At 36.8% G+C, this 24,554-nt stretch carries 17 protein-coding genes; 11 read left to right on the top strand and 6 right to left on the bottom strand.

The genetic code is table 11. The annotated features are described in order from the left end of the window. The first annotated feature begins 167 nt into the window (after positions 1–167). The 5 genes from ACFS6I_RS12765 (at position 168) to ACFS6I_RS12745 (ending at position 9,246) form a co-directional block, all read left to right on the top strand. Positions 168–722: an RNA polymerase sigma-70 factor gene (locus tag ACFS6I_RS12765; RefSeq protein WP_243656113.1), complete on the top strand. Its 555-nt coding sequence runs from the start codon at positions 168–170 to the stop codon at positions 720–722. Positions 723–777: 55 nt separating this feature from the next. Continuing rightward, entirely contained in the window at positions 778–1,737 is a 960-nt protein-coding gene (locus tag ACFS6I_RS12760) for a FecR family protein (protein WP_380921091.1), read from the top strand. Between the two features lies 1 nt (position 1,738). Beyond that, complete coding sequence (locus ACFS6I_RS12755; protein WP_380921089.1) at positions 1,739–5,086, top strand: SusC/RagA family TonB-linked outer membrane protein; 3,348 nt, start codon at positions 1,739–1,741, stop codon at positions 5,084–5,086. A gap of 20 nt (positions 5,087–5,106) precedes the next feature. Continuing rightward, complete coding sequence (locus tag ACFS6I_RS12750; RefSeq protein WP_380921087.1) at positions 5,107–6,636, top strand: SusD/RagB family nutrient-binding outer membrane lipoprotein; 1,530 nt, start codon at positions 5,107–5,109, stop codon at positions 6,634–6,636. Positions 6,637–6,765: 129 nt separating this feature from the next. Beyond that, positions 6,766–9,246: a phosphocholine-specific phospholipase C gene (locus tag ACFS6I_RS12745; protein WP_380921085.1), complete on the top strand. Its 2,481-nt coding sequence runs from the start codon at positions 6,766–6,768 to the stop codon at positions 9,244–9,246. A gap of 117 nt (positions 9,247–9,363) precedes the next feature. Here ACFS6I_RS12745 and ACFS6I_RS12740 read toward each other — a convergent pair whose 3' ends face one another. Then, positions 9,364–9,729: a response regulator gene (locus tag ACFS6I_RS12740; protein ID WP_021188089.1), complete on the bottom strand. Its 366-nt coding sequence runs from the start codon at positions 9,727–9,729 to the stop codon at positions 9,364–9,366. Positions 9,730–9,829: 100 nt separating this feature from the next. Next, a complete protein-coding gene (locus ACFS6I_RS12735; RefSeq protein ID WP_380921083.1) occupies positions 9,830–11,308 on the bottom strand; it encodes an ATP-binding response regulator in 1,479 nt (492 codons plus the stop codon). A 314-nt stretch (positions 11,309–11,622) separates the two neighbouring features. Here ACFS6I_RS12735 and ACFS6I_RS12730 point away from each other — a divergent pair, with 314 nt between their 5' ends. The 4 genes from ACFS6I_RS12730 to ACFS6I_RS12715 all read left to right on the top strand — a co-directional run bounded on the left by ACFS6I_RS12730 (position 11,623) and on the right by ACFS6I_RS12715 (position 16,097). Then, positions 11,623–12,837, top strand: coding sequence for a DUF763 domain-containing protein (locus tag ACFS6I_RS12730; RefSeq protein ID WP_380921081.1), 1,215 nt, complete (start codon positions 11,623–11,625; stop codon positions 12,835–12,837). Positions 12,838–13,331: 494 nt separating this feature from the next. Beyond that, positions 13,332–13,700, top strand: coding sequence for a DUF488 domain-containing protein (locus ACFS6I_RS12725; protein WP_380921079.1), 369 nt, complete (start codon positions 13,332–13,334; stop codon positions 13,698–13,700). 41 nt (positions 13,701–13,741) lie between these two features. Continuing rightward, entirely contained in the window at positions 13,742–14,956 is a 1,215-nt protein-coding gene (locus ACFS6I_RS12720; protein ID WP_380921077.1) for a trans-sulfuration enzyme family protein, read from the top strand. A gap of 58 nt (positions 14,957–15,014) precedes the next feature. After that, positions 15,015–16,097 (top strand): hypothetical protein, encoded by a 1,083-nt coding sequence (locus ACFS6I_RS12715; RefSeq protein ID WP_380921075.1) that lies wholly within the window; start codon positions 15,015–15,017, stop codon positions 16,095–16,097. Positions 16,098–16,117: 20 nt separating this feature from the next. Here ACFS6I_RS12715 and ACFS6I_RS12710 read toward each other — a convergent pair whose 3' ends face one another. Continuing rightward, positions 16,118–18,139, bottom strand: a complete 2,022-nt coding sequence (locus ACFS6I_RS12710; protein WP_380921073.1) for a hypothetical protein — start codon at positions 18,137–18,139, stop codon at positions 16,118–16,120. A 32-nt stretch (positions 18,140–18,171) separates the two neighbouring features. Beyond that, entirely contained in the window at positions 18,172–18,303 is a 132-nt protein-coding gene (locus ACFS6I_RS12705; protein ID WP_259194763.1) for a hypothetical protein, read from the bottom strand. 483 nt (positions 18,304–18,786) lie between these two features. Here ACFS6I_RS12705 and ACFS6I_RS12700 point away from each other — a divergent pair, with 483 nt between their 5' ends. Then, positions 18,787–20,187, top strand: coding sequence for a family 10 glycosylhydrolase (locus ACFS6I_RS12700; RefSeq protein ID WP_380921071.1), 1,401 nt, complete (start codon positions 18,787–18,789; stop codon positions 20,185–20,187). Positions 20,188–20,265: 78 nt separating this feature from the next. On the opposite strand, the gene ACFS6I_RS12695 is transcribed toward ACFS6I_RS12700, so the two are convergent. Beyond that, a complete protein-coding gene (locus ACFS6I_RS12695) occupies positions 20,266–21,390 on the bottom strand; it encodes a lipid II:glycine glycyltransferase FemX (protein WP_380921069.1) in 1,125 nt (374 codons plus the stop codon). Between the two features lie 277 nt (positions 21,391–21,667). After that, a complete protein-coding gene (locus ACFS6I_RS12690) occupies positions 21,668–22,651 on the bottom strand; it encodes a lipoate--protein ligase (RefSeq protein WP_380921067.1) in 984 nt (327 codons plus the stop codon). A 356-nt stretch (positions 22,652–23,007) separates the two neighbouring features. Here ACFS6I_RS12690 and ACFS6I_RS12685 point away from each other — a divergent pair, with 356 nt between their 5' ends. Further along, positions 23,008–24,534, top strand: coding sequence for an NYN domain-containing protein (locus tag ACFS6I_RS12685; RefSeq protein ID WP_380921065.1), 1,527 nt, complete (start codon positions 23,008–23,010; stop codon positions 24,532–24,534). The last annotated feature ends 20 nt before the right edge of the window (positions 24,535–24,554 follow it).

Genomic DNA, 24,554 nt, shown 5'->3' with positions numbered 1-24,554 from the left:
TGATCTTAATTTAACACCCTCTTAATACTGACGTCATATGAGCACTAAGTACCTCTTATTCGGTAGTTTAAAAATGGATCTTAAAAACACATTTAGACGATGATCATTTTTTCTTTTCTAAAATTGTGACTAAACTTGCAGTAATATTAGAGTGAGAGAATATGGGGATGTTAGCCATTAAGAATAAAACCTTAGATTTTAAACAATTCTATTTAACCTATAAAGACAAAGTTTTCAAGTATGCCTTTTTGCATTTTAAAGATGAAGAAATGGCTGCAGATCTTGTACAGGAGGTTTTTTCCAAATTATGGAACAAATGGGATACGCTGGATGAAGAGGGTAATATGCGCGCTTATCTATACACTGCTTCCCGAAATCTTGTTTTTGATGAACTCCGTAAAGTCAAAGTACGCTTGGACTACAGTACAACAGATGCGAACAAAAATAATGAAATAGACAATTCAAACGAAGAGTCCATCGCTTATAAAGACTTAGAAAACCTATACAAACAAGCAATCGGTAAACTTCCCAAAGCACGATTAGAGGTTTTTCTATTGAGTAAAGAAGCTTTTTTAAATAATCAGGAAATCGCAGATCAATTGGGTATTTCGGTCAATACCGTCCGCGATCAATTGGTCAAAGCAAATAAATCTGTTAGGCAATACCTCATAGCCCATATGAAGGATTCTATTGCGCTTTTAATTTTTTTAAGAATATTTTAAGTTACCATCGTCTTTTCGTCTTTACCACCCGTATATACTATAACAATACGAAAAGATGCGTAAAGAAGAATTAACCTTTTTATATAAAAAATTTTTATCTCCCGAGACTTCGGATAGAGATCGTGAATTAATCTTGACGATTTTGCAGGACTGTGATGAACAAGATCTCCCAAACCTAGAAGAGGTTTTAAAGGGTGAGAACAAAAATATTGTTTTAAACGATCATAAATCGGATGAGATTTTTGCTTCAATAACGGGTGAAAAATTATATCCAGCTGTAAGACCGATCTGGAAAAGCAAAGTTTTTCTTAGAGCTGCGGCGGCACTCATAATAACTGGGTTTTCCATCTTATTCTATTTAAATAACAGGGGAATAATTAATTCGGACCACAACAAACCTGAATCTAACTTCGAAAACACCACCAAATTTGTTAAGCAAATAAAATTGAATGATGGAAGTACAATCTCCTTAAAACAAGGAGCTAAATTGCTCGTACTGTCTGATTTTGTACAGGATACCATAAGACGTGTACAATTAATCGGGGAAGCTTTCTTTGAAATTTCAAAGAATCCTAAAAAAGCATTTGTCGTGGAAAATTCGGGTGCATTTGATGTCAGAGTACTCGGAACAGCTTTCAACCTAATCAATACCCCCTACAAAAATATCTTGGTCCTAAACCATGGAAAAGTACAGGTAAAAAGTGGTTTAAAACAAGTGATTATTCTACCGGGGCAGAAAGCAGCATTTGATAAATCAAAACAATCTTTTGAGGTCTCTCCTACTGACACTATTGAATCTTCCAACTGGATAAATAATTTACTTGCCTTTGACCGGGAGCCTATACAGAAAATATTTTCGGATTTAAACAGTCTTTATCCTGAGCAGCGTCTACGACTCAATGAGAAATTTGAAGCTGAAATTTTCACGGGCTACTTACCTTCCAATGACCTGGATAAATCACTTGAGATCTTAAATCGAGCTTTTAATACGACAATTATTTATAAACATCAGTAATATGAAAAAAACCAATTACTATTTTAAAATTATGGGAACAGGGATCCTTCTTCAAGCACTTGCCTTACAGGTAATGGCGTCCCACGCGATGCAAGAGGAAGGGATTGGGTCTGTGATCACCAGAGTGGAAAAGAAACTCAACATCAAATTTGGGTATGATGCTTCTATTTCCAACCAACAGGTGCGCGAAAATTCAGACTTAAGCAAAGTAAACAAAAGCAACATCGCGACTTTCATCCAGACGATTTCTAACGGGGAGTTATCGGTCAACAAAATTGACGACAAGATGTATGTGATCACCAAGAATGGTGCTTTGAAAGGTGTACAAAACAATCAAATCACAGCTACTACACAACAAAGTGAAACAAAAGGTAAGGTCATCGACCAAGAAACTAGTTTACCCCTAAGCGGAGTAACAATCCGTGTGCTGGGAACAACTCATGCAACAAGCACCGATAATACAGGTGCTTTTAGTTTAAAAACAGTAGATCCGTCTGCAATTGTTCAGATTTCTTATATTGGATACGGTACTGTAGAAATACCTGTTTCACAGATTTCATTAGTCCGATTGCAAAAAACAGCTTCTGAATTACAGGAGGTTGTGGTAACAGCACTCGGAATCAAAAGGGATAAAAAATCTTTGGGTTATGCCACGCAAAATATTGGTGGTGAAGAATTATCAAAAGTAAAAGGGGTTGATATCGGAACAACACTAACCGGAAGAATTTCAGGTGTCCGTGTATTAAACAGTACTGAATTTAATACTACACCTGCTATTCAGGTACGCGGTTTAAATCCGATTTTGGTTATCGACGGTGTACTTTATGAAAATATGACACTGCGCGATATTCCAACTGATAATATCGCTGATATGAATGTTCTTAAAGGTGCCGCAGCCGCGGCTCTTTATGGAGAAAGAGGCTCTGGAGGTGCAATCATGATCACCACAAAAAAAGGATTGAAAGAACAAGGTGCTGAAATTAATGTAAATAGCAATAATATGTTCTTCTCTGGTTTTCTTAAGCTCCCTGAGGTACAGCATTCTTATTCGTCTGGAGAGGGTGGAAAATTCAACAATAACGATTATGTCTGGGGCGATAAAATGGATATTGGCAAAATCTATTCACAATGGAATCCAATGACCAAACAAATGGAGGATCAGCCGCTCACCTCTCGTGGGAAAGATAACTTCAGAAACTTTCTAGTTCCGTCCTTTATTTCGAATAACTCACTGAGCTTTACAAATCAGGGTGAAAACGGAAGTGTCCGTACATCCATAAGTCACATATACAACAAAGGGCAATACCCAAATCAACAGTTGAACTTAACCAATATATCGGTAACGGGAACAACCAAATTAAGCAATAAAGTCGATCTAGAAACAAATCTTGGCTACAACCGCAATTCGTCCAGCAGTAATTTTGGATCGGGATACAATAATCAAGGTTACATCTATAATATCTTAGTTTGGACTGGAGCAGAATATGATTTACGAGATTATCAAGATTATTGGCTGGTAAAAGACCAATCTCAAAATTGGATGTACAAAGGCTGGTATGACAATCCTTATTTGACTGCTTATGAAAAAACAACACCGGAGCTGATCAACAAAATTAACGCAGCAGTTACCTTAAATTATAGAGTTAATGACTGGGGTAAAGTGATTGTGCGTTCGGGATATGATTATTATGGTAAAGAAAGAACGCAACAAAACCCGATGGGTATTTATGGTACCCGTGGAGGATTTGAAGGTTTTGGTGGATTTCATAATAAAGGAAAATTCCAGAATGCACAGTATAATGGATTCAGTTCTAATTCAGATATCATCTTTACGGCAAAGAAAACTTGGGGTGACTTTGGATTTGACGGAATGGCCGGTGGATCGGTTTATTACAAATTAGATAAAACGAGTAATTCATCTACCGTTAATGGCCTATCAATACCAGGTTATTACTCTTTACGGAATTCTATTGACCCGATCAGTACCGTTCAGAGTCGTTCGGAATTAATGACCAATGCGCTATATGGACGATTAGCTCTTTCTTGGAGAAATGCTCTTTTTATAGAAGCTACTGGCCGTAATGACTGGTCATCGACTTTACCGGAAGAAAACCGCTCTTATTTCTACCCTTCACTTTCCGCAAGTGCATCACTAACTGATCTCATTGATTTTAAACTATCGTGGTTAGATCAATTTAAAGTAAGGGGCGCATGGGTAGTTACCAAAAAAACACCTAATCCTTATGATGTAAGACAGGCATTTTCAATCAGTAATAACGTATGGGATGGCTATCCAACAGCTTCTTATCCAAATTCAATAAAGGATTACGCCATATCACCTACTCAAAATGATTCATATGAGTTTGGTTTCGATTTTGCCGTTTTAAAAAATAGAGTTTTTGGTAACTACACGCGTTACTACCGCCTCGAGCATAACAAGATGCTTAATGCTTCTATCTCTAACATGACCGGATTTGAGCGCCGCCTGATCAATACAAAAGAAGAGATCATGACGAAAGGGCATGAAATCACCGTAGGTGGAACACCAATAAAAAACACTGATTTTCAATGGGATATTATTGGAAACCTATCTCAAAACATGAATTACTTCCATAAGTTGGATCCACAATATTCTGCTGATGCGCTATATGTAAAAAAAGGGCTAAGAACGGATTACATTGTCTCTTCAGACTGGGAAAGATCGCCAAATGGGGAAATTGTACATAATAGTTCAGGAATGCCAATATCTGGAAAATATGCTGGTCAGCTGATTGGCTATACAGCTCCAAAATGGTTCTGGGGTTTATCAAATCAATTTCGCTATAAGGACTTCCAACTATCTTTGAGTATCGATGGACGTATCAAAGGGATGTCCTATTCCGGTACAAACGCCCGTCTATGGCAAACAGGTGCCCACCCCGACTCGGATAATGAATACCGTTATGAAGAAGTGGTCAATGGTAATAAAACATATATTGCTCCAGGTGTAAAAATCGTATCGGGAAGTGTGACCTATGATAAGTACGGTCAAGCTGTAGAAGATACACGCGTATTTGCACCGAATGACAAAGTAGTATCTTACGAATCCTACTGGAAATCTGCATATTCTGGCCGTCGCAATTATTGGGATGAAACTTTTATCAAATTGCGCGAACTTTCATTGAGCTACGCTGTTCCAACAGCATTTGCAAGCAAAATGAAAGCTAAAAAAGCAAGTATAGGTATCACGGGACAGAATTTATTTCTGTGGACCAAAGAATATAAATATGCTGATCCAGATGTAGGATCGGAAGATTTAAGCTCGCCTTCTTTACGCTACATCGGATTTAATATTAACCTGACTTTTTAATGCAGACCAATTATACCATCATGAAAATAAAAAGTACATGGATAACAATGGCTACTTTAGCTCTTGTTAGTCTTTCAAGCTGTTCTAAATTTGACGAAATAAATACCAATCCGGAAACACCTGAAAAAGTAAAATCTTCGATGTTGGCAACACGGATTATTCTAAACATCAGTAATCAGTCCAGTCAGAAGAGTTTTATGCAACCCTATCTTTTAACAAAACAGATTGTATGGACTGAACTTGTTGAAGGCTATCAATATAATGGATTGGGAACCATGGATATGAGCTTAACGTCTATCAATGACGCTCACTTTATGGGTAAATTTGCAACCAGTGAAGCACTTAAAAGCTCTTATGACGGCTTAATGCATTTTGCGCGTGCCATCAAATTCTATGATCTAACGATGAGTCTTGGAGATATCCCTTATAGTGAAGCTCTTCAAGGTGAATCGGAGAAAGTGTATTTTCCAAAATACGAAAGCCAAAAAGATGTATTCTTAGGTATCTTGAAAGAACTGGATCAAGCAGATCAATTATTTGCTGCCGGAACAAAATTTGAAGGAGATCCCTTATATGCCGGTGATGTGGCTAAATGGCGTAAACTTGTCAATAGCTTTCAGTTGAATGTATTGATTCAGTTAAGTAAGAAAGCTGATGATACTGATTTAAAAGTTAAAGAACGATTTGCAAATGTTCTAGCTGGAAAACCTATTTTCACTTCAAATTCAGATAACTTTCAATTAATGCGATCGGATAAAAGTGGTCAGGTATATCCTTTTTATAAGGTAGGAAATAACTTTGTCATTTATCCGATGGTATCTGATGAAATCATCAGCCCATTGAAAGCATTAAAAGATAGAAGATTATTTTTCTATGCAAATCCTGCAGCAGCCCAACTTGAAAAGGGTTTAAAGCCAAATAACTTTGATGCCTATACTGGAGTTGATCCTTCTTTACCTTTTGAAAATCTGAGCGGAATTGCAAAATCTAAAGATTTTTCAAAACTCAATGATCGCTATACAGAGCTGGTAACAGGAGAACCAACACAACAGTACAGTTATGCACATCTCTGCTTCGTAATTGCCGAAGCGGCATCCCGGGGCTGGATTAAAGAATCGGCTGTTGATTGGTATAAAAAAGGAATTGAGGCCTCCATGAGTTTCATTGCTAGCAATACACCGGCTACAAGTCAATATACACACGACATGCCTATGGATGCTAACTATATTGCTGCTGCGACAGCACAATATGTGGCAACATTTCCAACAAATCAAGAAAAACAAATCGAGGCAATTATTAATCAAAAGTACTTAGCTAGTTTCTTACAGGCACGCATCACGCCGTACTACGATTACAGACGTACAGGTTATCCAAAATGGAAGATCAATCCAGCCTCTAGTTTAAATGCTGACGCTCCGACTAAAATTCCAGTACGCTGGCGTTACCCAAGTGTAGAATTTCAAAATAACAGTGCAAATCTGGACGAAGCATTGAAAAGACAATTTAATGGTGTTGATGATATCAATAACCTGATCTGGATCTTGAAATAAACCGTTAGCTAATGATGAAACTGTGGGAGAGAAAAAATCTTCCACAGTTTTTTTTGAAACCTAATCGTTACACAACATACTTACAAATTCTTTTTACTTTTAAACCTAATTAAGACAATAAAACACGAAATGGACAATAGAAGAGATTTTTTAAAGAAAGCCTCCCTTTTAGCTGGAGCGATGGGTTTAGAATGGGGATTGCCCGACGCCATACAGAAAGCGATGGCAATCGAGCCTCTTGCCGGATCTAGTTTTTTAGATGCGGAGCACATTGTCATGCTTATGCAGGAAAATCGCTCATTTGACCATAGTTTTGGTACGCTGTCTGGTGTACGTGGTTATGGAGACCCTAGAGCGATACAATTACCGAATGGAAATCCAGTATGGTTACAATCTGGAAAAGATGGAAAAACATTCTCTCCTTTCCGGTTGGATATTAAAAGATCTAAGGCGGCCTGGACGAGCTATCTACCACACTCCTGGGAGAATCAATCTGCTGCACGCAACCAGGGAAAACACGACAATTGGATAGACGCAAAACGTTCTGACTATAAGGATTTTAGAGACATACCTTTAACAATGGGTTATTATACACGGGAAGATAATCCATTTTACTATGCATTTGCTGATGCTTTCACGATCTGCGATCAAAACTTCTGTTCTTCCATAACCGGTACGACAACAAACCGACATTTTTTTTGGACAGGTACCTGTGTACCGGGTAAAGGAGAAAAACCATTAGTACGCAATTCGGATATTTATTTTAACCGCTGGGCGAGCTGGAAAACATTTCCAGAGAAACTTGAGGCGGCGGCTGTCTCTTGGAAGGTTTACCAAAATGAAGTAAGCATACAATCTGGCTTACAAGACGATGGGTTACTGGGCAATTACACGGATAATAATCTGGAGTGGTTTTCACAATATCATATAGAATTTAAGGAAAGTCATTTAGCATTTCTAAAGAAACGCGTAGCAGAGCTTCCAGCTGAAATCGCTGGTATAGAGAAGCTCCTTCAGGACGGTCAAGCAACAAGTGTACAAAAAGAACAGAATAAACTGAAGCAAAAGAAAGAACAGTTGCTAAGTTTTGAGAAAAAGCTTGAGTCATTAACACCGGATTCCTTCAACAAGCTATCACCATCAGAACAAGCCCTTTTCCGTCGTGCCTTCCAAACAAATGAAAACGACCCGAATTATCGCGAAGCCATTACCGTAAATGAACATGGTACAGACATTCGGGTTCCTAAAGGTGACGTATTACATCAATTTAGACAAGATGTAAAATCGGGAAACCTACCGACTGTCTCTTGGTTGGTCGCCCCAGAGTATTTTTCAGACCATCCTAGTGCCCCTATGTATGGTGCATGGTTTACTTCAGAAATTTTAAACATATTAACTGAAAATCCAGATGTCTGGCGTAAAACAATTTTCATCTTAAATTATGATGAAAATGATGGTTATTTTGACCACGTTCCTCCTTTTGTAGCACCGAATCCTGTCGATCCTACTTCGGGAAAAGTATCGCCTGGATTGGATATTTCTGGCGAGTATGTCAGTCTGCAACAGGAATTGGACGCAGGTGTTGATAAGGAGAATGCCACAGAAGGACCTGTCGGATTAGGATATCGTGTTCCTTTAGTTATAGCTTCCCCTTGGTCTAAAGGTGGGTGGGTCAATTCCGAAGTTTTTGATATTACGTCTACTATTCAATTTATTGAGCAATTCGTAAATAAAAAATATGGTAAAAATATCCATGAAGATAATATTAGTTCCTGGAGAAGAGCAATTACTGGAGATCTGACATCTGTCTTTCGCACTGCTGTTTCAGGCAATGCTAAAAAACTTCCTTTCTTGGATCGTAATGCACAAATTCGAGCTATTGATGAAGCCAAAAAATTACCACTGCCCAATAATTTTCACCAATGGTCAGAGGAAGATATTGTACAATTGAAACTTCATAAAAAAAGCAATTCGTTATTAGCGAAGCAAGAAAAAGGACAACGACCATCTAATGCACTCGCTTACGAACTATATGTGCATGAAAAAATTGATAAAAAAGAGAACAAAATTAATTTAAAACTAGAAGCAGGGAATTCCATTTTTGGAAAAATGGCGCTAAGCAGTCCATACAATGTATACGCAGGCTCAACTTATAAAGGTGGTGTGAAGTTTTGGCCTTTTGCTGTTCTTGCTGGAGAATCTCTAGATTTCAGCTGGAATTTATCGGACTTTAAAGACCATACCTATACTTTAACAGCCTATGGCCCGAATGGATTTATGCGCGGATTTAAAGGTAAAGATGAAGCGCTACAGGTACAGTCTTCTTATGAATTGGATAAAGGAAAGCAGGCAACAGGTAACCTATTGATTACTTTAATAAATGAAGGAAAAGAAGCCTTACTTATTGATGCAAAAGATAATGCATATAGCAACTGGCATAAAAAAGTATCATTACCTGCAGGAAAATCGATCACTTGGAAAATTGACACACACCAACAGTCTGGCTGGTATGATCTCAGTTTACATGTAGTTAATACAGCTTTTGAACGCCATTTTGCAGGCCGTGTGGAAACTGGAAAACATTCAAAAACGGATCCGCAATTAAGTTAGTTCATTACTATAATCCAATAATAGTCGTCACTGTAATCTGAACGATTATTATTGGATTATTGATCTTTGGTCTTTCTCAAAAGTGATTTTATCAAAGGTTTCTAAGTAATTCAAATGCTACTCCAGATATTTAGCAACTATATTTTCAAGATCTTCTAAATCAAATGGTTTAGCAAGATAATCATCTGCACCTGCATCTGCTGCAAGAGAGGCAATATCACTATTTGCCGTAACGTAAATAACGGGTATATGTTGAAATAAAGGATGTTGTTTCAATAATTTTGTTGCCTCTTTCCCTCCAATATCCGGAATCCAATTGTCCATCAAAATCAAATCGGGTGTCAGTTCAGCAACCTTCTCTATAATATCGTGAGAGGTCTCAGATATGGCAATATGATATCCCGCATCTTCTAAAATAATGGTCACAATTTCTAAAATGGAAACATCATCTTCAAATATTAAAATCTTCTTTCTATTATCCATGGCTCTATCTTTAAACTGTTCGTGCTAAATTTTTGTAGTATGTTCATTTTCATCAAGGGTGATAATGAGGTTTTTCACATTTTTGGAAACTCTGGTAATTTTAGTGTACTACTCTTAAAGGAAGTGTAAAATAAAATGTGGTACCTTCACCTGCTTTACTCGTCATACCATATTGTCCCTCATGTTGACGGATAATTTCTGCACAGATATACAAACCCAATCCCAATCCCTGAAAGCGTACGGAAGTCTCCTCTACCCTATAAAATTTATCAAATATTGGCGCTTGATTTTGGGGCGGAACACCAATACCAAAATCTTGCACACTGACTTTCACTTCCTTATCATCCTTTTCCGTATGAATTATAATATGGTCAGAATCTGGGCCATACTTAATTGCATTGCTCATAAAATTGATCAAAACTTGTTCTATACGCATCTCGTCTCCAAAAATCGGGATTTCCAACTTTTCACCTGTGCGTTCAATATTTAATATTCTCTTTTCCTGAGTCTGATGCATCGTATCGACCACTGTATCAATCACAGCATCTAAATCAAAAAATTGGTGATCGACGTATAATTTACCATTATCAATTTTTGAAATATCGAGCAGGTCTGCAACCAAAGTACTTAGTTTATTTAATTGTCCTTCAACCCGGTTCATATATTTATATGCTTTTGAATGTGGCTCGTCTTTTAAAGAACGATTCAGAAGTTGCACATAACCACGCATGCTGGTAAGTGGTGTTTTTAACTCATGTGACGCAATACTCAAAAATTCATCTTTCTTTTGTGAAAGCTGTTTTTGATCATCAATATCTGTAAAAGTACCAACCCAATGGGTAATGAATTGATCCTCTTCAATAGGTACAATTCTTAAAAGATGATAACGGTAAAGTTGTGCATCTAGAGGTTTTATTCGAACCTCCATTTCCAGAGCAGTTCCTTTTTGAATGTGTGATCTTAAAGTTACCAGAATAGCTGGATCGTTTGGATGACATTCTGGAAAATCATTTTGCGTCCTAGAAAAAGTAAACCAGTTACGATTAACAAAATCAATCCTCCCATCCGGTGTTACAGTAAATGCTATCTGTGGAAGAGCTTCTAATATCAAACGTAAATGATTGGCTTTGGCGACTAACGAATACTGGGCTTTTTTTCGGCGTTCAATTTCGGCCTTTAAATCTTCTTGCACGGCATTAAGAACCAAAGTCTGTTCATATAGTCGATAAAAATTTTTTACTTTGAGCAGTAATATATCCATATCAACTGGTTTGGTCACATAGTCAATACCGCCAGATTTATAGCCCTGTTCTATAAATCTCTTGTCGCGATTAGCTGCTGATAAAAATATAATCGGAATATCTTTGGTTTTGCTATACTTTGCCAAGTGATCAGCCACTTCAAATCCATCCATATCGGGCATCTTTACATCTAGAATGATAAGTGCATATCGATTCTTAAACGTCTTTCTCAATGCTTCGTCTCCTGAAAAAGCGGTATCTACACTAAACCCTCTAGACTCTAACAGTTGTTGCAAGGAATAGATATTCTCTGGTTTATCATCAACTATTAAAATCATAATTTAGTTCTTCTACTTTTTGACTGTTTTTTATTTTGGGTATTAAATAAACTGTTTGTGTGCGGTACGTTTAAATAAGCCTCCACGATAGTAAAATCAAAAATCAATCCAAAGAGTTACTATGTTATAAGAGTGTTGAAAATAAAGTTATTATTTAAATTTTCACAAAATAATTATTTTTGATACAATAGTTATAAGATCAAAAATACGATCGAAAAACTTTGTAATCTTAGGTTTAATGAAGGCTGATCCGGACATTTGTTTTCTAGAATAAATCCCTGTACATTTACACTAATAATATTAGCAAAAACAACATGAAACGTTCCGGGACAGCCGATTTACCTCTTCACTATGGAAAAGTGCCTGCTTGGCTTTATGAACGTATGTCGGCATTAGGACTTTCTATTGTAGAGGCAATTCTGGCGGATTATGGTAAAGATGAAGTTTTACGCCGTTTGTCCGATCCATTTTGGTTTCAAAGTTTTGGTGCGGTACTCGGTATGGACTGGCATTCTTCTGGTATCACGACATCAGTTATGGGGGCTCTGAAAAGGGCTATCAATCCACAATCCACATCTTTAGGGCTCTATATATGTGGAGGAAAAGGCAAATTATCCAAAGATACTCCAATGGAACTATTACGTGTTGCCGACCATACCGGACTAGCAGGAGATGAATTAGTACGTGCTAGCAAATTAACTGCAAAAGTAGATAATACTGCCATTCAAGATGGTTATCAGCTGTATTTACATAATTTCATTTTGTCCGATCAAGGTAACTGGACGGTGGTGCAACAGGGTATGCATGATTACGATGGTACAGCTAGAAGATATCACTGGCATTCTGAAAATTTAAAATCTTTCCTTGATGAACCTCACACGGGCATTAACGGAATATCACAGGGCCGGATATTAAACCTGACCGCTGCGGGCGCTATATCCAACAGACAAGGAATTCTTACCATTGCAAAAACAGACCCTGCCAAGATTATACAGGAGTTTGCTCATCTAGTCATGCCTCAAAGACATGATATCCAAGCTTCTGATGTTGATCTTAAAAGGCTGGGTGCCTTATTATACGTAACCCGTGAACTACAGACAGACAATTTTGAAGAACTGTTGCTATTAAAAGGTGTAGGCCCCCGCACCATGCAGTCCCTAGCTTTGGTCAGTGAGGTTATACACGGTGGTCCATCACGATTTCAAGATCCGGCCCGTTTTTCCTTTGCGCACGGTGGTAAAGATGGCCACCCTTTTCCTGTACCAATAACTATATATGATGATAGTATAGCTGTTTTAAGAAAAGGAATAGAAAAATCAAAATTGGGACAGTCTGATAAATTACGTACGATTAATAAACTGCATCAAATTGTTCTACAGGCTGAATCGAATTTCACCCCACAGTTTGATATTCAGGAAATCATTGAGCAGGAGCGTCGCGATTCCTGGAAATATGATGGTCGAACCGTAATGGGGAAAGCCCAGAAACCTGATCCAAATAAACCAGGCATTCAATTGTCCTTATTTTAGATTGCTACTGACTGGTATTGTGAACTATCTGTAAGAAGCCATCTGCATCTTCTATAGACCAAATTACGTTTTCTTTAAAAGAATGAAATAAAAAAGCTCCGAAATGGGGTTTCGGAGCTAACTAAACTAAACATAAATTGACCAAAGTAAAAACAACTAATTACATTTCATTTTCTACTTCTGCTCACTTACATAATCTTTATATCATTTTAAACTTTATTCAAGACAATTTCCCTCACGATCGCTTAATGATCTTCGGTCTAAAGCAAATATCGTGAGTATCATGTATTGTGACTTACCACCATTACTGAAATAAGTATACAAATTACTGTTTAACACGTTTCAGAAGTTTCTGTGTAGATTAAAATCTGTTAATAATTGATCTACTTATTTCGATATCGATCCATTTACCAGTGAAATAAATAAGCAGTTTGTACTTATATTAATTATGCATAAATAGATTTGCTATCAGGATTTATCACTAAATTTAAACTATGCGACCAGATATAAGTATTAAACGTATCTATGAAGAAACCGATAGTCATGACGGTTATCGAGTTTTGGTGGATAGACTATGGCCAAGAGGTTTTACTAAGGAAAAAGCTCATATTGACGAATGGGCTACTGAGATTGCACCTTCTACCGCAACCCGGCTCGCCTATGCTCATGTTCCGGAACGATGGGACACCTTTAAAATCCAGTACAAAAACGAACTCCTAAACAATGAACAGTTAATTTCTTATCTGGATAAATGGGAAGAGCATCCCATCATAACCTTACTTTATGCTGCTAAGGATAAAGAGCACACGCATGCGCTCGTATTGCAGGAATATCTGATATTTTGCTACAATTTCCGAAAGTAATTTTAATAATAAACTCATCATACACCTAAAACCTACACCCAATGAATAACAAAAGCATCGATTTTGGAACACTTGCCATACATCAATTGCATAATCATGGTCACCATTCTCATTTAGCACCCATATATGCCAGTTCCACTTTTACTTTTGACAGTGCCGAACAGGGTATGCGAAGATTCTCCGGTGAAGATTCTGGTTATATTTACTCCCGGTTTGGAAATCCAACTACTGATGCCACAGCTCAAGCTATAGCCGATCTTGAAACCTGGAAGATCTTAAATGAAGACGGAACGCCAATGCGTGCCAGGGCACTGTTAACCTCAAGTGGACAGGCGGCGATGTCAACCTTATTTATCTCTTGCTTAAATGCCGGAGATGCACTATTGGCTACGCCTTCTCTTTATGGTGGCACTCATGAATTTATCACGAAAATGCTCCCTAAATTTGGGATCAAAACCTATTTTTCGGATATGACAGATGTCACTGAACTGGAAGCACTTTTGAAAGCAAATCCCGAAATTAAGCTTGTTCATTTTGAGTCCCCCGCTAATCCAACGATGCAATGCATCAATATTGAACGTGTTGTTCAGATTTCCAAAAAATATCATAAGCTGGTTTCTGTAGATAATACTTTTGCAACGCCTTATTTACAACAGCCGTTTAAATATGAGGTGGATTTTATTTTTCATTCCACTACAAAGTTTTTAAATGGACACGGTAGTGCAATCGGTGGTGTCCTGATTGGCCGTGATCTAAATGCCATGCAGACTTACGTGCACCAGACTCATAAATTATTGGGTGTAAACAGTAATCCATTTGATGCTTTTTTAGTTTTACAGGGTATAAAAACGTTACCATTAAGAATGGAACAGCATTGCCGAAATGCCATAGATGTAGCTTATTTTCTAAATAATCATCCGGAAATTACTAGCGTACATTATAACGGTCTACCGAGCCACCCAGATTTTGAAATTAGCAAAAAGCAGATGCGACATGCGGGATCTGTCATGAGTATTGAGCTAAAAGGTGGATATGAAAAATCAATTGATTTTGTCAATAAGCTACAGATATGTACACGAGCTGTTTCAATCGGCACTGTAGATACTTTAGTCTCGCATCCGGCATCAATGTCGCACGCCGGTATACCTCGGGAAATCAGACTGAAAACCGGTATCACGGATGGTCTTATTCGCATCAGTGTTGGTCTGGAGTCCATCGAAGATTTAATTGCAGACCTCGAACAAGCTTTGCAATAAACTGAGCGGATCAGAATTTACATCAGAACCTTTTTATTAGATTTTTATTTTTAGTCCTATGAGATATTTCACACTGTCCTTGTTTTTAGTATTTACATACTGTAATCTGTTTGCCCAACAAGGTGACCCATGGTATGCATTTTATAATCAAGACAGTACTCTTATTGGTTTTAAAGATGGACTTGGCCATGTGAAAATCAAACCAAAATTTGAAGGTGTCACAAGAGCAAATCGTTTTGATGACATCTTAGCTGCTACTGAAAAAAATAATGGTCAATGGAATTCATTCTATCTAACAAAATCAGGACGTAAAATTGGCCACGATAGTTTGCATATCATTGACAATGGCGCCGATTGTGAAAGTGAGGGATTTATCCGATTTAGAGATCCGCAAACCTATTTAACAGGTCTTTTTAACCGGAATGGCGATATAGCCATTCCTGCGATGTATAGTGGCTTGACCCGCGTTCATAAGGGTCTCCTGGTTGCTTTAAAAGGAGCTACAAAAAAACGAGTCGGAATAGACAGCTTAATAACTTGGGTAGGTGGTCAAGAGGTACTTTTAGATACCAGTAATCATGTTTTAATTGCAAATTTTCAATACCAACCAACCCTAAATTTTTTCTCTCTCCAAAAAACAAAAGAGCTTTTGGATGATCCCGCTCGAATTTCTTTTCTCGGAACTGACGGTTTACATTATTCCTTTATTAATTTTCAAAAAGAATTTGAAAATTGGCTAAAGACAGACTTACTGGTTGATTTAACAAAGTCAAAACTATTAATAGCAACTTATCCTCAAGTTACCTGGGAGGCGATTGATGCTTGGAAAAAATCGGATAAGACCATGTTTATAGAACGCAATTTTGATCTTATTAAAACTAAACTGATGGAAATTACAAGCTCAGAAACGGATTATTTCATTTCGGCAGATGGCTTAAATCCCTTTATGTTCGATGCTCCAGAATTTCATAAATATTATAATAATTGTGGTGAATCAAAGGATTGGCTATATCCGACCATGTCTATCATTATTACCCATAAGAACAAAAAGGATTTGGTTCAGGATCATCTTGAATTCTTAAGAACAGATGAAGGGTATCAACTTTTATGTGTCACCATCAGAAAAGGCCAGTTAAAATAGCTAACATGTGCAGACCTATATTACGATTTATCTTGAGGTGGAAAGAAAAATGACCTCGGACTAATTTTAAAATAAATCCAGACTGCTTTTGCCATTTTAATCAATTCTCCAAAGGACAAATTACGGGATCGAAATGCGAGCGTCAATGATAACGAAAAACTAACAGCAAAATTAAAAAAACCGATAAGCCCTATACCTAAAATGCCCCAGATCCACATATCTGTAGTCAGCGACATGTTATTCCCAAATAAGCCTAAAGCTAAATTTCCGCTCGCAAATGTAATATGCCTAATATCTAAATTAAGACCTAAAAACATACCGACTGAAGCTGTTGTTCCCATAAAAACCCCGAACCAGATATTCGAAACGATCCCCGCCCATTTCTTTTCGTAAAAACGAGCAACTTTTGCCGTTTTCTCCTTCCCAAATACTTTCTTTAACACCGGTTGTTCCTCGATTCGATAATACACTGAATTGTGTTTATCACGGTTAGAGATACTACCGGCAATAATTCCTGACAAAAACAAAAAAACACCTGCTATACAAGCATGCAAGATCATAGGAGTTTCGGTCGGATTAAGATCATTGACCAAGGTCATCCATTTCCCTGCTGCCGCATTATAATGGAAAAGTTCCTGTATACTCCATATTAAAACAAGACTTACGGGAAAAGCCATTATCACATTGCCTACAAATGCAATGAATTGTGAACGGAACAATCTTGCAAAAAATACCGCAAAATTCCAGTATCTATGTCTGGTCTCATCTTGTCCTGATGCACCATTCTCAATGGCAGCAACTAAAGCAGACGCAGTCATAGCGGGTTGTTTTGTCGCCAATGTTGCGCCAAAGAGATAAATAGCTGTAAATCCGATCGCATAGTTCAGACTATAAAGTAAAGCATGTCCAAACTCACTTGTTTCTACTTTTCCTAAAAACAATTTCAGAATACACATAACGCCTACAATGATGCCTCCGCCACATGCAGACCGAAACATATTCCAGTATTCCTTCTTGCTTGAGGTAATATAATGCTCTCCCGTCTGTGCAGTATGGTGCGTAATTTCATAGGCTAACAACTGTGTGCTCTGTCCAACTAACTTCCGTACATTACTCTTACGGCAGTTGTAACCAATCAACGTCTGAGCAAAAGCAATACTTTTATCAACCTTTTCCTGCTCTTTATCAATAACCAAAAAAGAAATGATGGCTTTAATTCTTTCCAATTGTTGCCGGATCCTTAATAAAGATTGATTGACCTTAATTGAGATGCCAAAACGATGAGAGTTTGCAAAGGCGGTATCAATATAATTTTCACATTGCTTATGCAAAACCAGGATTTGTTTATAAGCAAGATCATCCGAGGTCATAAAATGCAAGTTACCCGCTAAAAAACGATCGTTAAGTTCGCTAAACTCACGCATGATGGCAATAAATGGACTATCAAAATTTTGAAATTCAGGAACCATCTTGTTGACATCTGTTTCCATTGCCCTACCTGTAATACGTTGAACCAATACTTCAAGACCATAGAGAATCTCCTTGATTTCGAAGTTTACATCACTCTCGTATAATGAATTAAAATCACATATCTGATAGAGTCGTTGCAACTGATCATTGGGAATGACGGCAACCCAATCTGCATCTTGCGAATGATAGAAAAGCTGATTTAACACATATTGCAATGTTGATTTGGGAGGTTGTGAAGGAAGATATTTCTCCGTTATTCTCTTTTTGATCTCATACCTAAAATCGGCATAACTGATAATTCCGGTATCTGAAATTAATTGATCAAAATCTTTATGATCAATAACTCGACGCACATAAGAAGAAAAACTGAACCTGACATCAGGTGAAGCTTCTAAATAAATCAATAATGGCGCAATATCGACCTGGTAATATAACGATCGTCGCTTTGGTCTAAAGATATCTATTAATGCAGCCAAGAAATCCAGCTCGATGTAGGCTGGATCACTAAGTTGAGCCTCGAATCTTTCAAAAAGTTGTTTTATCTCTTGACTGGCATTTACTTTTTCTCTCATGTAGAACAGCTTGAAATTGCGTAATAATAAAATTAGAGTATGCTGATGCTATTTACATTATAAAATACAGCAGGCATATGGCTGTTAAAAATTTCTCTTGTACTATTGGAAATTTCTAAAATGGTAAAACCTAAAGGCATCGTAATAATTCGTATACTTTTCATTTTTTACTTTTCTTCAATGATAATGCCACTTTATCATTGCGTACAGAGAACTGATATGTTCCTCATCATCATATTAAGAGTTCTCTCAACTGACCTTATTGCTTAAATATACCACACAAATGATCAAATTGTGAGGAAAATAGTTAAAATCTGTTAAAATTCATGTTCAATTATATTAATCGGCATACTAAATGCGTTTAGTATGTATTCATAATTTAGGTTAATAATTGGTTAGTTAAAACGCCTGGAGTTCCCCGCTTCAGGCGTTTTTTAGTACACCATGTAACGTTGTTTTTTAGAAATTTAACGCTATCCTTAATTTTTGCTGGATCAAACAATAAAAATCATTTTGTCTAATTAATGATTAAAACGAACCAAAGGCTATAACCATTTAGTCCATTTTGATGAAAAATATTTATATTGCAGCTTAAACAGTATAAATCGAAACATAACCAAAACCGTGTTTCAATAAAGCTATAAATTATGAATCACCTTCATTTGTCACGCATGCGTTTTTACATTCTTTTTTTCTTTGGGCTATTTCTATTTACCGCTTCTGAAACAAAAGCGGCCGAAAAGGATGGTCAGCCTATGTTCTGGACTTGGTTGGATTACAGACCTACAAGCAATTTTGATTCCTTATGCCGTGAAATGCAATATCTAGGTATTGACGGAGTGATGCTCAATGCACCATCACCCGACGATTACAGAGTTGCTATCCCGATAGCACATAAGTATGGTATTAAAGTGGTGGCTTGGTTATGGACCATGAACCTGGAGCATGATCGCGAGAAGATATTAAAGGAACATCCGGAATGGTTCAGTGTAAACCGTAACGGAAAAAGCCTAGCAGATACAACAGCATACGTCGGTTATTATAAATTTTTATCTCCAGTCTTACCTGAAGTCAAAGACTATATTAAAAAGAAAATTGAATCATACTGTGCTGTAGAGGGCTTAGATGGTATATCGATCGATTATCACCGCTATGTAGATGTTGTACTCCCAACTACACTTTGGCCAAAATATAATATTGTTCAAGATCGCGAATATGCGGCCTGGGATTATGGTTATCATCCCGTCGCAATCCAAAAATTTAAGGATCAATATGGCTATGATCCTAGAGCACAGAAAGATCCTTCCAGTGATCTTAAATGGAGACAATTCCGTTGTGATCAGATTACAGATGTGGCTAATATGATCGCAGACGTTGTACATGCTAGTGGAAAAATTATGGCAGCATCGCCATTTCCAACTCCTAAAATGGCATCCCGAATGGTAAGACAAGATTGGGGAAAGTGGAATCTGGATATGGTATTCCCAATGGTATACAGTAATTTCTACACGGAAGATGCAAGTTTCGTCAGAGACTGTACAATTGAAAATGCAAGAGATAAAAATAAAATGACCAGTTTATACTGTGGACTAATGGCTAGTAATAGCGATGCTATGTTTACAGAGATGGACGAAGCTTTAAATCATGGCGCACAGGGAATCGCAATTTTTACGGTAAACAGCATACGTGATCCTAAAATTAAAGAGAAATTTAAAAATTATACTGCACAGGCAAAAGCAAAAAAAGCAGCTAACAATGGAATAATGCCTCTTGTAGGGACGAATAAGGTTGAAAAAGATCCTTTCAAAAAAGAAGGTATTATGAATTTGATCACAGCTAAAATCCAAAAGATGGTATCTGGTTCAGAAACTGCAACCAGCCTTCCTGCGGTAAAATTATCAAGTTTCAAAAAAGTAGCTTCCTATGATGTTACAGAACGTTATTTGGTGTCTGATAAAATCAGTAATAAAAAATTCCACGTCACTTTTTATTTTTATGGAGGTATCCTATCAGGTTGGAATGTAGATGCAGTAAAAGAAACCGTGTAAAATTTACTCATCCAAGAAATAGGAACATATTTCAATATCGAAAAGGGTTGATCATAGCGATGATCAACCCTTTTTAATTTAACTCAAGTGGTAACTCTGGTTCTTGAATTCCATAGAAGTATAATATTTATATTTCTCATTATCCAGTGGATAATCCCAACAGCCCATACGATGAAAGATTTCACCACCAAAACCCGTTTTAAATCGGTACAATCCATACATCGGATGTGACTCATCTGCCTGCGGAGCAACTCCAAAAAAATCATATTCAGTACAGCCTTTTTCTTTTGCGATTTGCATAGCACGCCATTGCAATGCATAGGTTGCCATATAATTTCTATTTTCTGTGGCTGATGCTCCGTAAAGATATGTTCCCCTATTTGCTGACACGACTAAAAACATGGCTGCTAAGGGTTTGCCCTCGACCTCAGCAACTAATAAATGAACATCTGCCGGTGAAAGGGTATCATTAGCACGAGCAGAAAGTACAATTCTAAAATAGCTGACATCATGTAAAAAGAAATTATTCCGCACTGCAGTCTGTTTATACAGGTCATACCAAATCGCTAAACTATCCATACCAAGAGAGCGAATGTTGACTCCTTTTCGCTTTGCTAAATGGACATTATAACGCGTTTTGGCCTTCATTGCACCTAATAAGCTATCTTCATCTTTTCTCAAATCCATAAAAATGGTATTTGAAGGTAAGATATCGGTATTGGCTTTTCTTAAGTTCCAATTATTGGTATTAAAATTAAAACGGATTTCCTGAATTTTTTTATCCGGAACTCCTAACCAGTTGCCATTAATATCATAACAATCATCGTCTTTTGCCCAATGTGATTCCCAAGATAAATCATAACGAATCATAATGCAGTTTTTAGGCAAACAAGATCTTAAACTCTCGGACAATTGCTCCAAGAAATAGCCTTGATTTTCAACCGATGGTTCGATCTCTGGTCCGTAGGGAACGTAGGCAATACTGTGCTCTTGATCGATAGCCTGAATCAAAATCAATAGATCTCCTATAAAATAGGCACTGTCTTCGGAATCGACATAAAGATCTGCTATTTTAGTTTTAAAATTAAATGCTTTTGAAGTTACACCCTGTAATCTTTTTACTTCAGACCAATAGGCCGTTTGCTGAATGATTGATGTTTGATAAATCTGTTTAATTTCTTTGTCTTCTATTTCGGCAATCATGACGTTTTTTAATATTAAATCAATGGGCATTGAAATTTGAAACTTCCGTTTTCAAATTTCAATGCCCAAAACGACAAACATAACCATAAAGATTAAAGACGGCAAGTCCATTTGTCAGGGACTTGTTAAAATGAAGCATAATTATCAAAGATGCGAGATCTTCTTGCTGACTTCAAATAAGAAAAAGGGTAAAGTAAGACTTAAAAATTATGAACACTCTTCAAATTGGCTTAAAAATTCAATAACGAGCGAAGAGTACTACTGAAATAACCCACAGTTATTTGAACAATTCCATTAATTCTGCAATATTGACTTTACCGAAGTAAGCCGTTACATCATGCTTTTCCAGTAATTGTGCAAGGTGGACAGCCTCATGTTTTTGTCCGATCAATATATTCTCCAGCTCCTCAATTGGTTTTGATGCAAAAAAATCTCCAAATATCTTCGCCTTTTCAATATACCCTTTATGGACATCTAAATGTATTTCAATAAATCCAGCAGGTATCTTTATTGCTTTCTTAAAATTGTAATTTGGAGAAAAGCCAAAATTCCATTCCCAGGTACTGTACTTTTCTGCTACCAATTTTTCGATCCCCAGAATATCTTCATCCGTTAGTTTATAAATCTTAGCTTCAGGATTATTCTTCCTCATCTCCTCAATCAATAATTGCTTGAAAGCTGAGACTGTCATATCTTGTGGTAAGTACTCATTCAGATTAATTACACGTGCACGATTGGACTTGACAGCTTTATCTATAAACTTCAAAGGATTAACTTTTAGCGCATCACCCAGTACCTCCATCTGCGAACTAATCAATAACGTACCATGTTGGATCATTTTTCCATTTTTTACAAGTTTGGCATTTCCACTAAATTTCTTACCTTCAATCAACAGATCATTTCTCCCCTCCAATTTTGCAGGTATGTTCATACTATTTAACAACGATACGACGGGCTGAGTAAATGTCGAGAAATCCATAAAATCATTTTCGCCCAACAAGATGTGAAAAGAAAAATTCAGATTCCCAAGATCATGATAAACCGCTCCTCCACCTGACATCCTTCGAACGACCTTTATTCCTTGAGCTTGAACATAATCCAAGTTAATTTCAGCTAATGTATTTTGAAATTTGCCTATGATAATTGAAGGTGCATTAATATACAGAAGAAAAATAGCTTCTTTTGGGTATTTATATAATAAGTATTCTTCCGATGCTATATTAAAATAAGCATTATTAGAAGGTGAATCGATAATCAACATAAGATTGAAATTTTAACAAAAATAATAAGTTTTTGACAGAAAGACGATGCCGGGCATTCAGTGCTTTATACAGGATCAAGTCTGGTCAATAATACCTTCATAAATAAACAGTTTTAATCTCTAACAATGAAATAGCTTCAATAATTGAAAAAAGCGGAACATGGATTAAGAAAAATATTAAATGAAACCATTATATTTACAAGAGAAGAGCTATTAAAATAACGTTAAATACTTTTCCACGAAGTGTATTACGCTGCTTTTTTTATCAACTATACTTCGTTCAGATTACATTAGAGAAATAAATGATTAGAATTTTATTGCAAAATAATAGATCGTGCATATTAAAGAAATAAGGGATGCCAGAAGAAACAGAAAAAAAAATAGCGATCTTAATTGATGCTGATAATATCTCCTATAAAAAGATAGAAGAGATATTGAATGAAGTAAAGCGATATGGGATCCCTACTATCAAGCGTATTTATGGAGACTGGACTAGTCCTTATGTTGAAAACTGGAAAGACAGTCTTTTGACACATGCTATAACACCTATTCAGCAATACAGTTATACACAGGGCAAAAACTCGACCGATTCGGCTTTAATCATAGATGCCATGGATATCCTACACTCGGATCGGGTAGATGGATTTTGCATTGTTTCAAGTGACAGTGATTTCACACGTTTAGCAACTAGGCTACGTGAATCAGGAAAACTTGTCATTGGCATAGGAGAAAGAAAAACACCAAAACCGTTCATATCTTCATGTGATAAGTTTATCTATGTGGAAATTCTTGAGAAAGAAGTTTCAAAAAAGGCGGTAAAAAAGAAAAACAATAATACCAGTCCGACACCATCACCAATTGAACGGAATAAAATATCAGCATTGGATGAAGAGACTCTCGAACTATTAAAAGACACTGTAGATGATACGGCTGATGAAAGCGGATGGGCATTTTTAGGGGAAATTGGTAGTTTATTTAATAAAAGAAAACCTGATTTTGATGCCCGTAATTATGGATATGAAAAAATATCGCACCTTTTCAAGGCTTATAAAGAAGATTTTGAGATTGAAGAACGGAATACTGAAAAATCAAGAATAAAGAATTACTACATTAGAAATATCATCAATAAAGTCACACCGGCTACTCCTGCCGTCCCGAAAGCGGAGCATCCTACTCCTAATCAATTAAAAACGACACAGTCTCACTCCAGTTCCGCGCAAACAGGACATAAAGGACATAATCAAGGAAAGCAAAACAATCCGGGGCAAAATAAGGTGGTAAATACACCGAATTCCACCAAAACAGAAAGTGTATCTAGTCATCAAGGAAAGACTGTGAATACGCAGAATCCCCCTGATCAAGCAGAAAATATCTCCGGAAATCAAAAACAAGAAAATACAAAATCAAGTTCTGCGAAATCCAAAAGTGCGACCAATAATCAGAAACAAGGGAAAGGGCAAGCTCAAACTGAAAAAGCTGAAATTACTGTAACTAATCAAGGTAATGCAGACAATAATGCATCAGAAGCTACTCAAACAACTGATGGAACACCTTCAATAGTAAAAAATACAACAATAAATTTAGAAACGGCAATCCTTCCCTCGAAAGGAAATCAGATCACTGCAGAAGATGTTACTAAAAATCAGATTAGGATAACGAAGGATCTAAAACAATTGTTCCCAAATAAGACAAAAAAAATCCGAATTCTTATTGATAATGAATATGAGTGTTCCTTTTCATATAGAAGGGATCGTTCACATGTGCTCAGTCTGGGAACTGCTGCTGCACAAGAGTTGGAACTTGAAGCGGGAATATCCATCAAAGTTACAAAACTAGGCGAAAACTCTTATCAATTAGAGAAAGTAATTAAAGAAAGTAACTAAAATTACTGCAAATCATGTAA

It is taken from the genome of Sphingobacterium anhuiense (genome assembly GCF_042686355.1).
Taxonomy (GTDB): domain Bacteria; phylum Bacteroidota; class Bacteroidia; order Sphingobacteriales; family Sphingobacteriaceae; genus Sphingobacterium; species Sphingobacterium anhuiense.
This window is presented reverse-complemented; position numbering and strand designations above follow the sequence as displayed.

Excerpts from the sequence above, each read along its gene's own strand:
- ACFS6I_RS12730 (WP_380921081.1), top strand. The coding sequence starts at position 11,623 with ATGAAACGTTCCGGGACAGCCGATTTACCTCTTCACTATGGAAAAGTG.
- ACFS6I_RS12760 (WP_380921091.1), top strand. The coding sequence starts at position 778 with ATGCGTAAAGAAGAATTAACCTTTTTATATAAAAAATTTTTATCTCCC.
- ACFS6I_RS12745 (WP_380921085.1), top strand. The coding sequence starts at position 6,766 with ATGGACAATAGAAGAGATTTTTTAAAGAAAGCCTCCCTTTTAGCTGGA.
- ACFS6I_RS12740 (WP_021188089.1), bottom strand. The coding sequence starts at position 9,729 with ATGGATAATAGAAAGAAGATTTTAATATTTGAAGATGATGTTTCCATT.
- ACFS6I_RS12705 (WP_259194763.1), bottom strand. The coding sequence starts at position 18,303 with ATGAAAAGTATACGAATTATTACGATGCCTTTAGGTTTTACCATTTTA.
- ACFS6I_RS12710 (WP_380921073.1), bottom strand. The coding sequence starts at position 18,139 with ATGAGAGAAAAAGTAAATGCCAGTCAAGAGATAAAACAACTTTTTGAA.
- ACFS6I_RS12700 (WP_380921071.1), top strand. The coding sequence starts at position 18,787 with ATGAATCACCTTCATTTGTCACGCATGCGTTTTTACATTCTTTTTTTC.
- ACFS6I_RS12715 (WP_380921075.1), top strand. The coding sequence starts at position 15,015 with ATGAGATATTTCACACTGTCCTTGTTTTTAGTATTTACATACTGTAAT.
- ACFS6I_RS12720 (WP_380921077.1), top strand. The coding sequence starts at position 13,742 with ATGAATAACAAAAGCATCGATTTTGGAACACTTGCCATACATCAATTG.
- ACFS6I_RS12685 (WP_380921065.1), top strand. The coding sequence starts at position 23,008 with ATGCCAGAAGAAACAGAAAAAAAAATAGCGATCTTAATTGATGCTGAT.
- ACFS6I_RS12765 (WP_243656113.1), top strand. The coding sequence starts at position 168 with ATGTTAGCCATTAAGAATAAAACCTTAGATTTTAAACAATTCTATTTA.
- ACFS6I_RS12755 (WP_380921089.1), top strand. The coding sequence starts at position 1,739 with ATGAAAAAAACCAATTACTATTTTAAAATTATGGGAACAGGGATCCTT.
- ACFS6I_RS12750 (WP_380921087.1), top strand. The coding sequence starts at position 5,107 with ATGAAAATAAAAAGTACATGGATAACAATGGCTACTTTAGCTCTTGTT.
- ACFS6I_RS12735 (WP_380921083.1), bottom strand. The coding sequence starts at position 11,308 with ATGATTTTAATAGTTGATGATAAACCAGAGAATATCTATTCCTTGCAA.
- ACFS6I_RS12690 (WP_380921067.1), bottom strand. The coding sequence starts at position 22,651 with ATGTTGATTATCGATTCACCTTCTAATAATGCTTATTTTAATATAGCA.
- ACFS6I_RS12725 (WP_380921079.1), top strand. The coding sequence starts at position 13,332 with ATGCGACCAGATATAAGTATTAAACGTATCTATGAAGAAACCGATAGT.
- ACFS6I_RS12695 (WP_380921069.1), bottom strand. The coding sequence starts at position 21,390 with ATGATTGCCGAAATAGAAGACAAAGAAATTAAACAGATTTATCAAACA.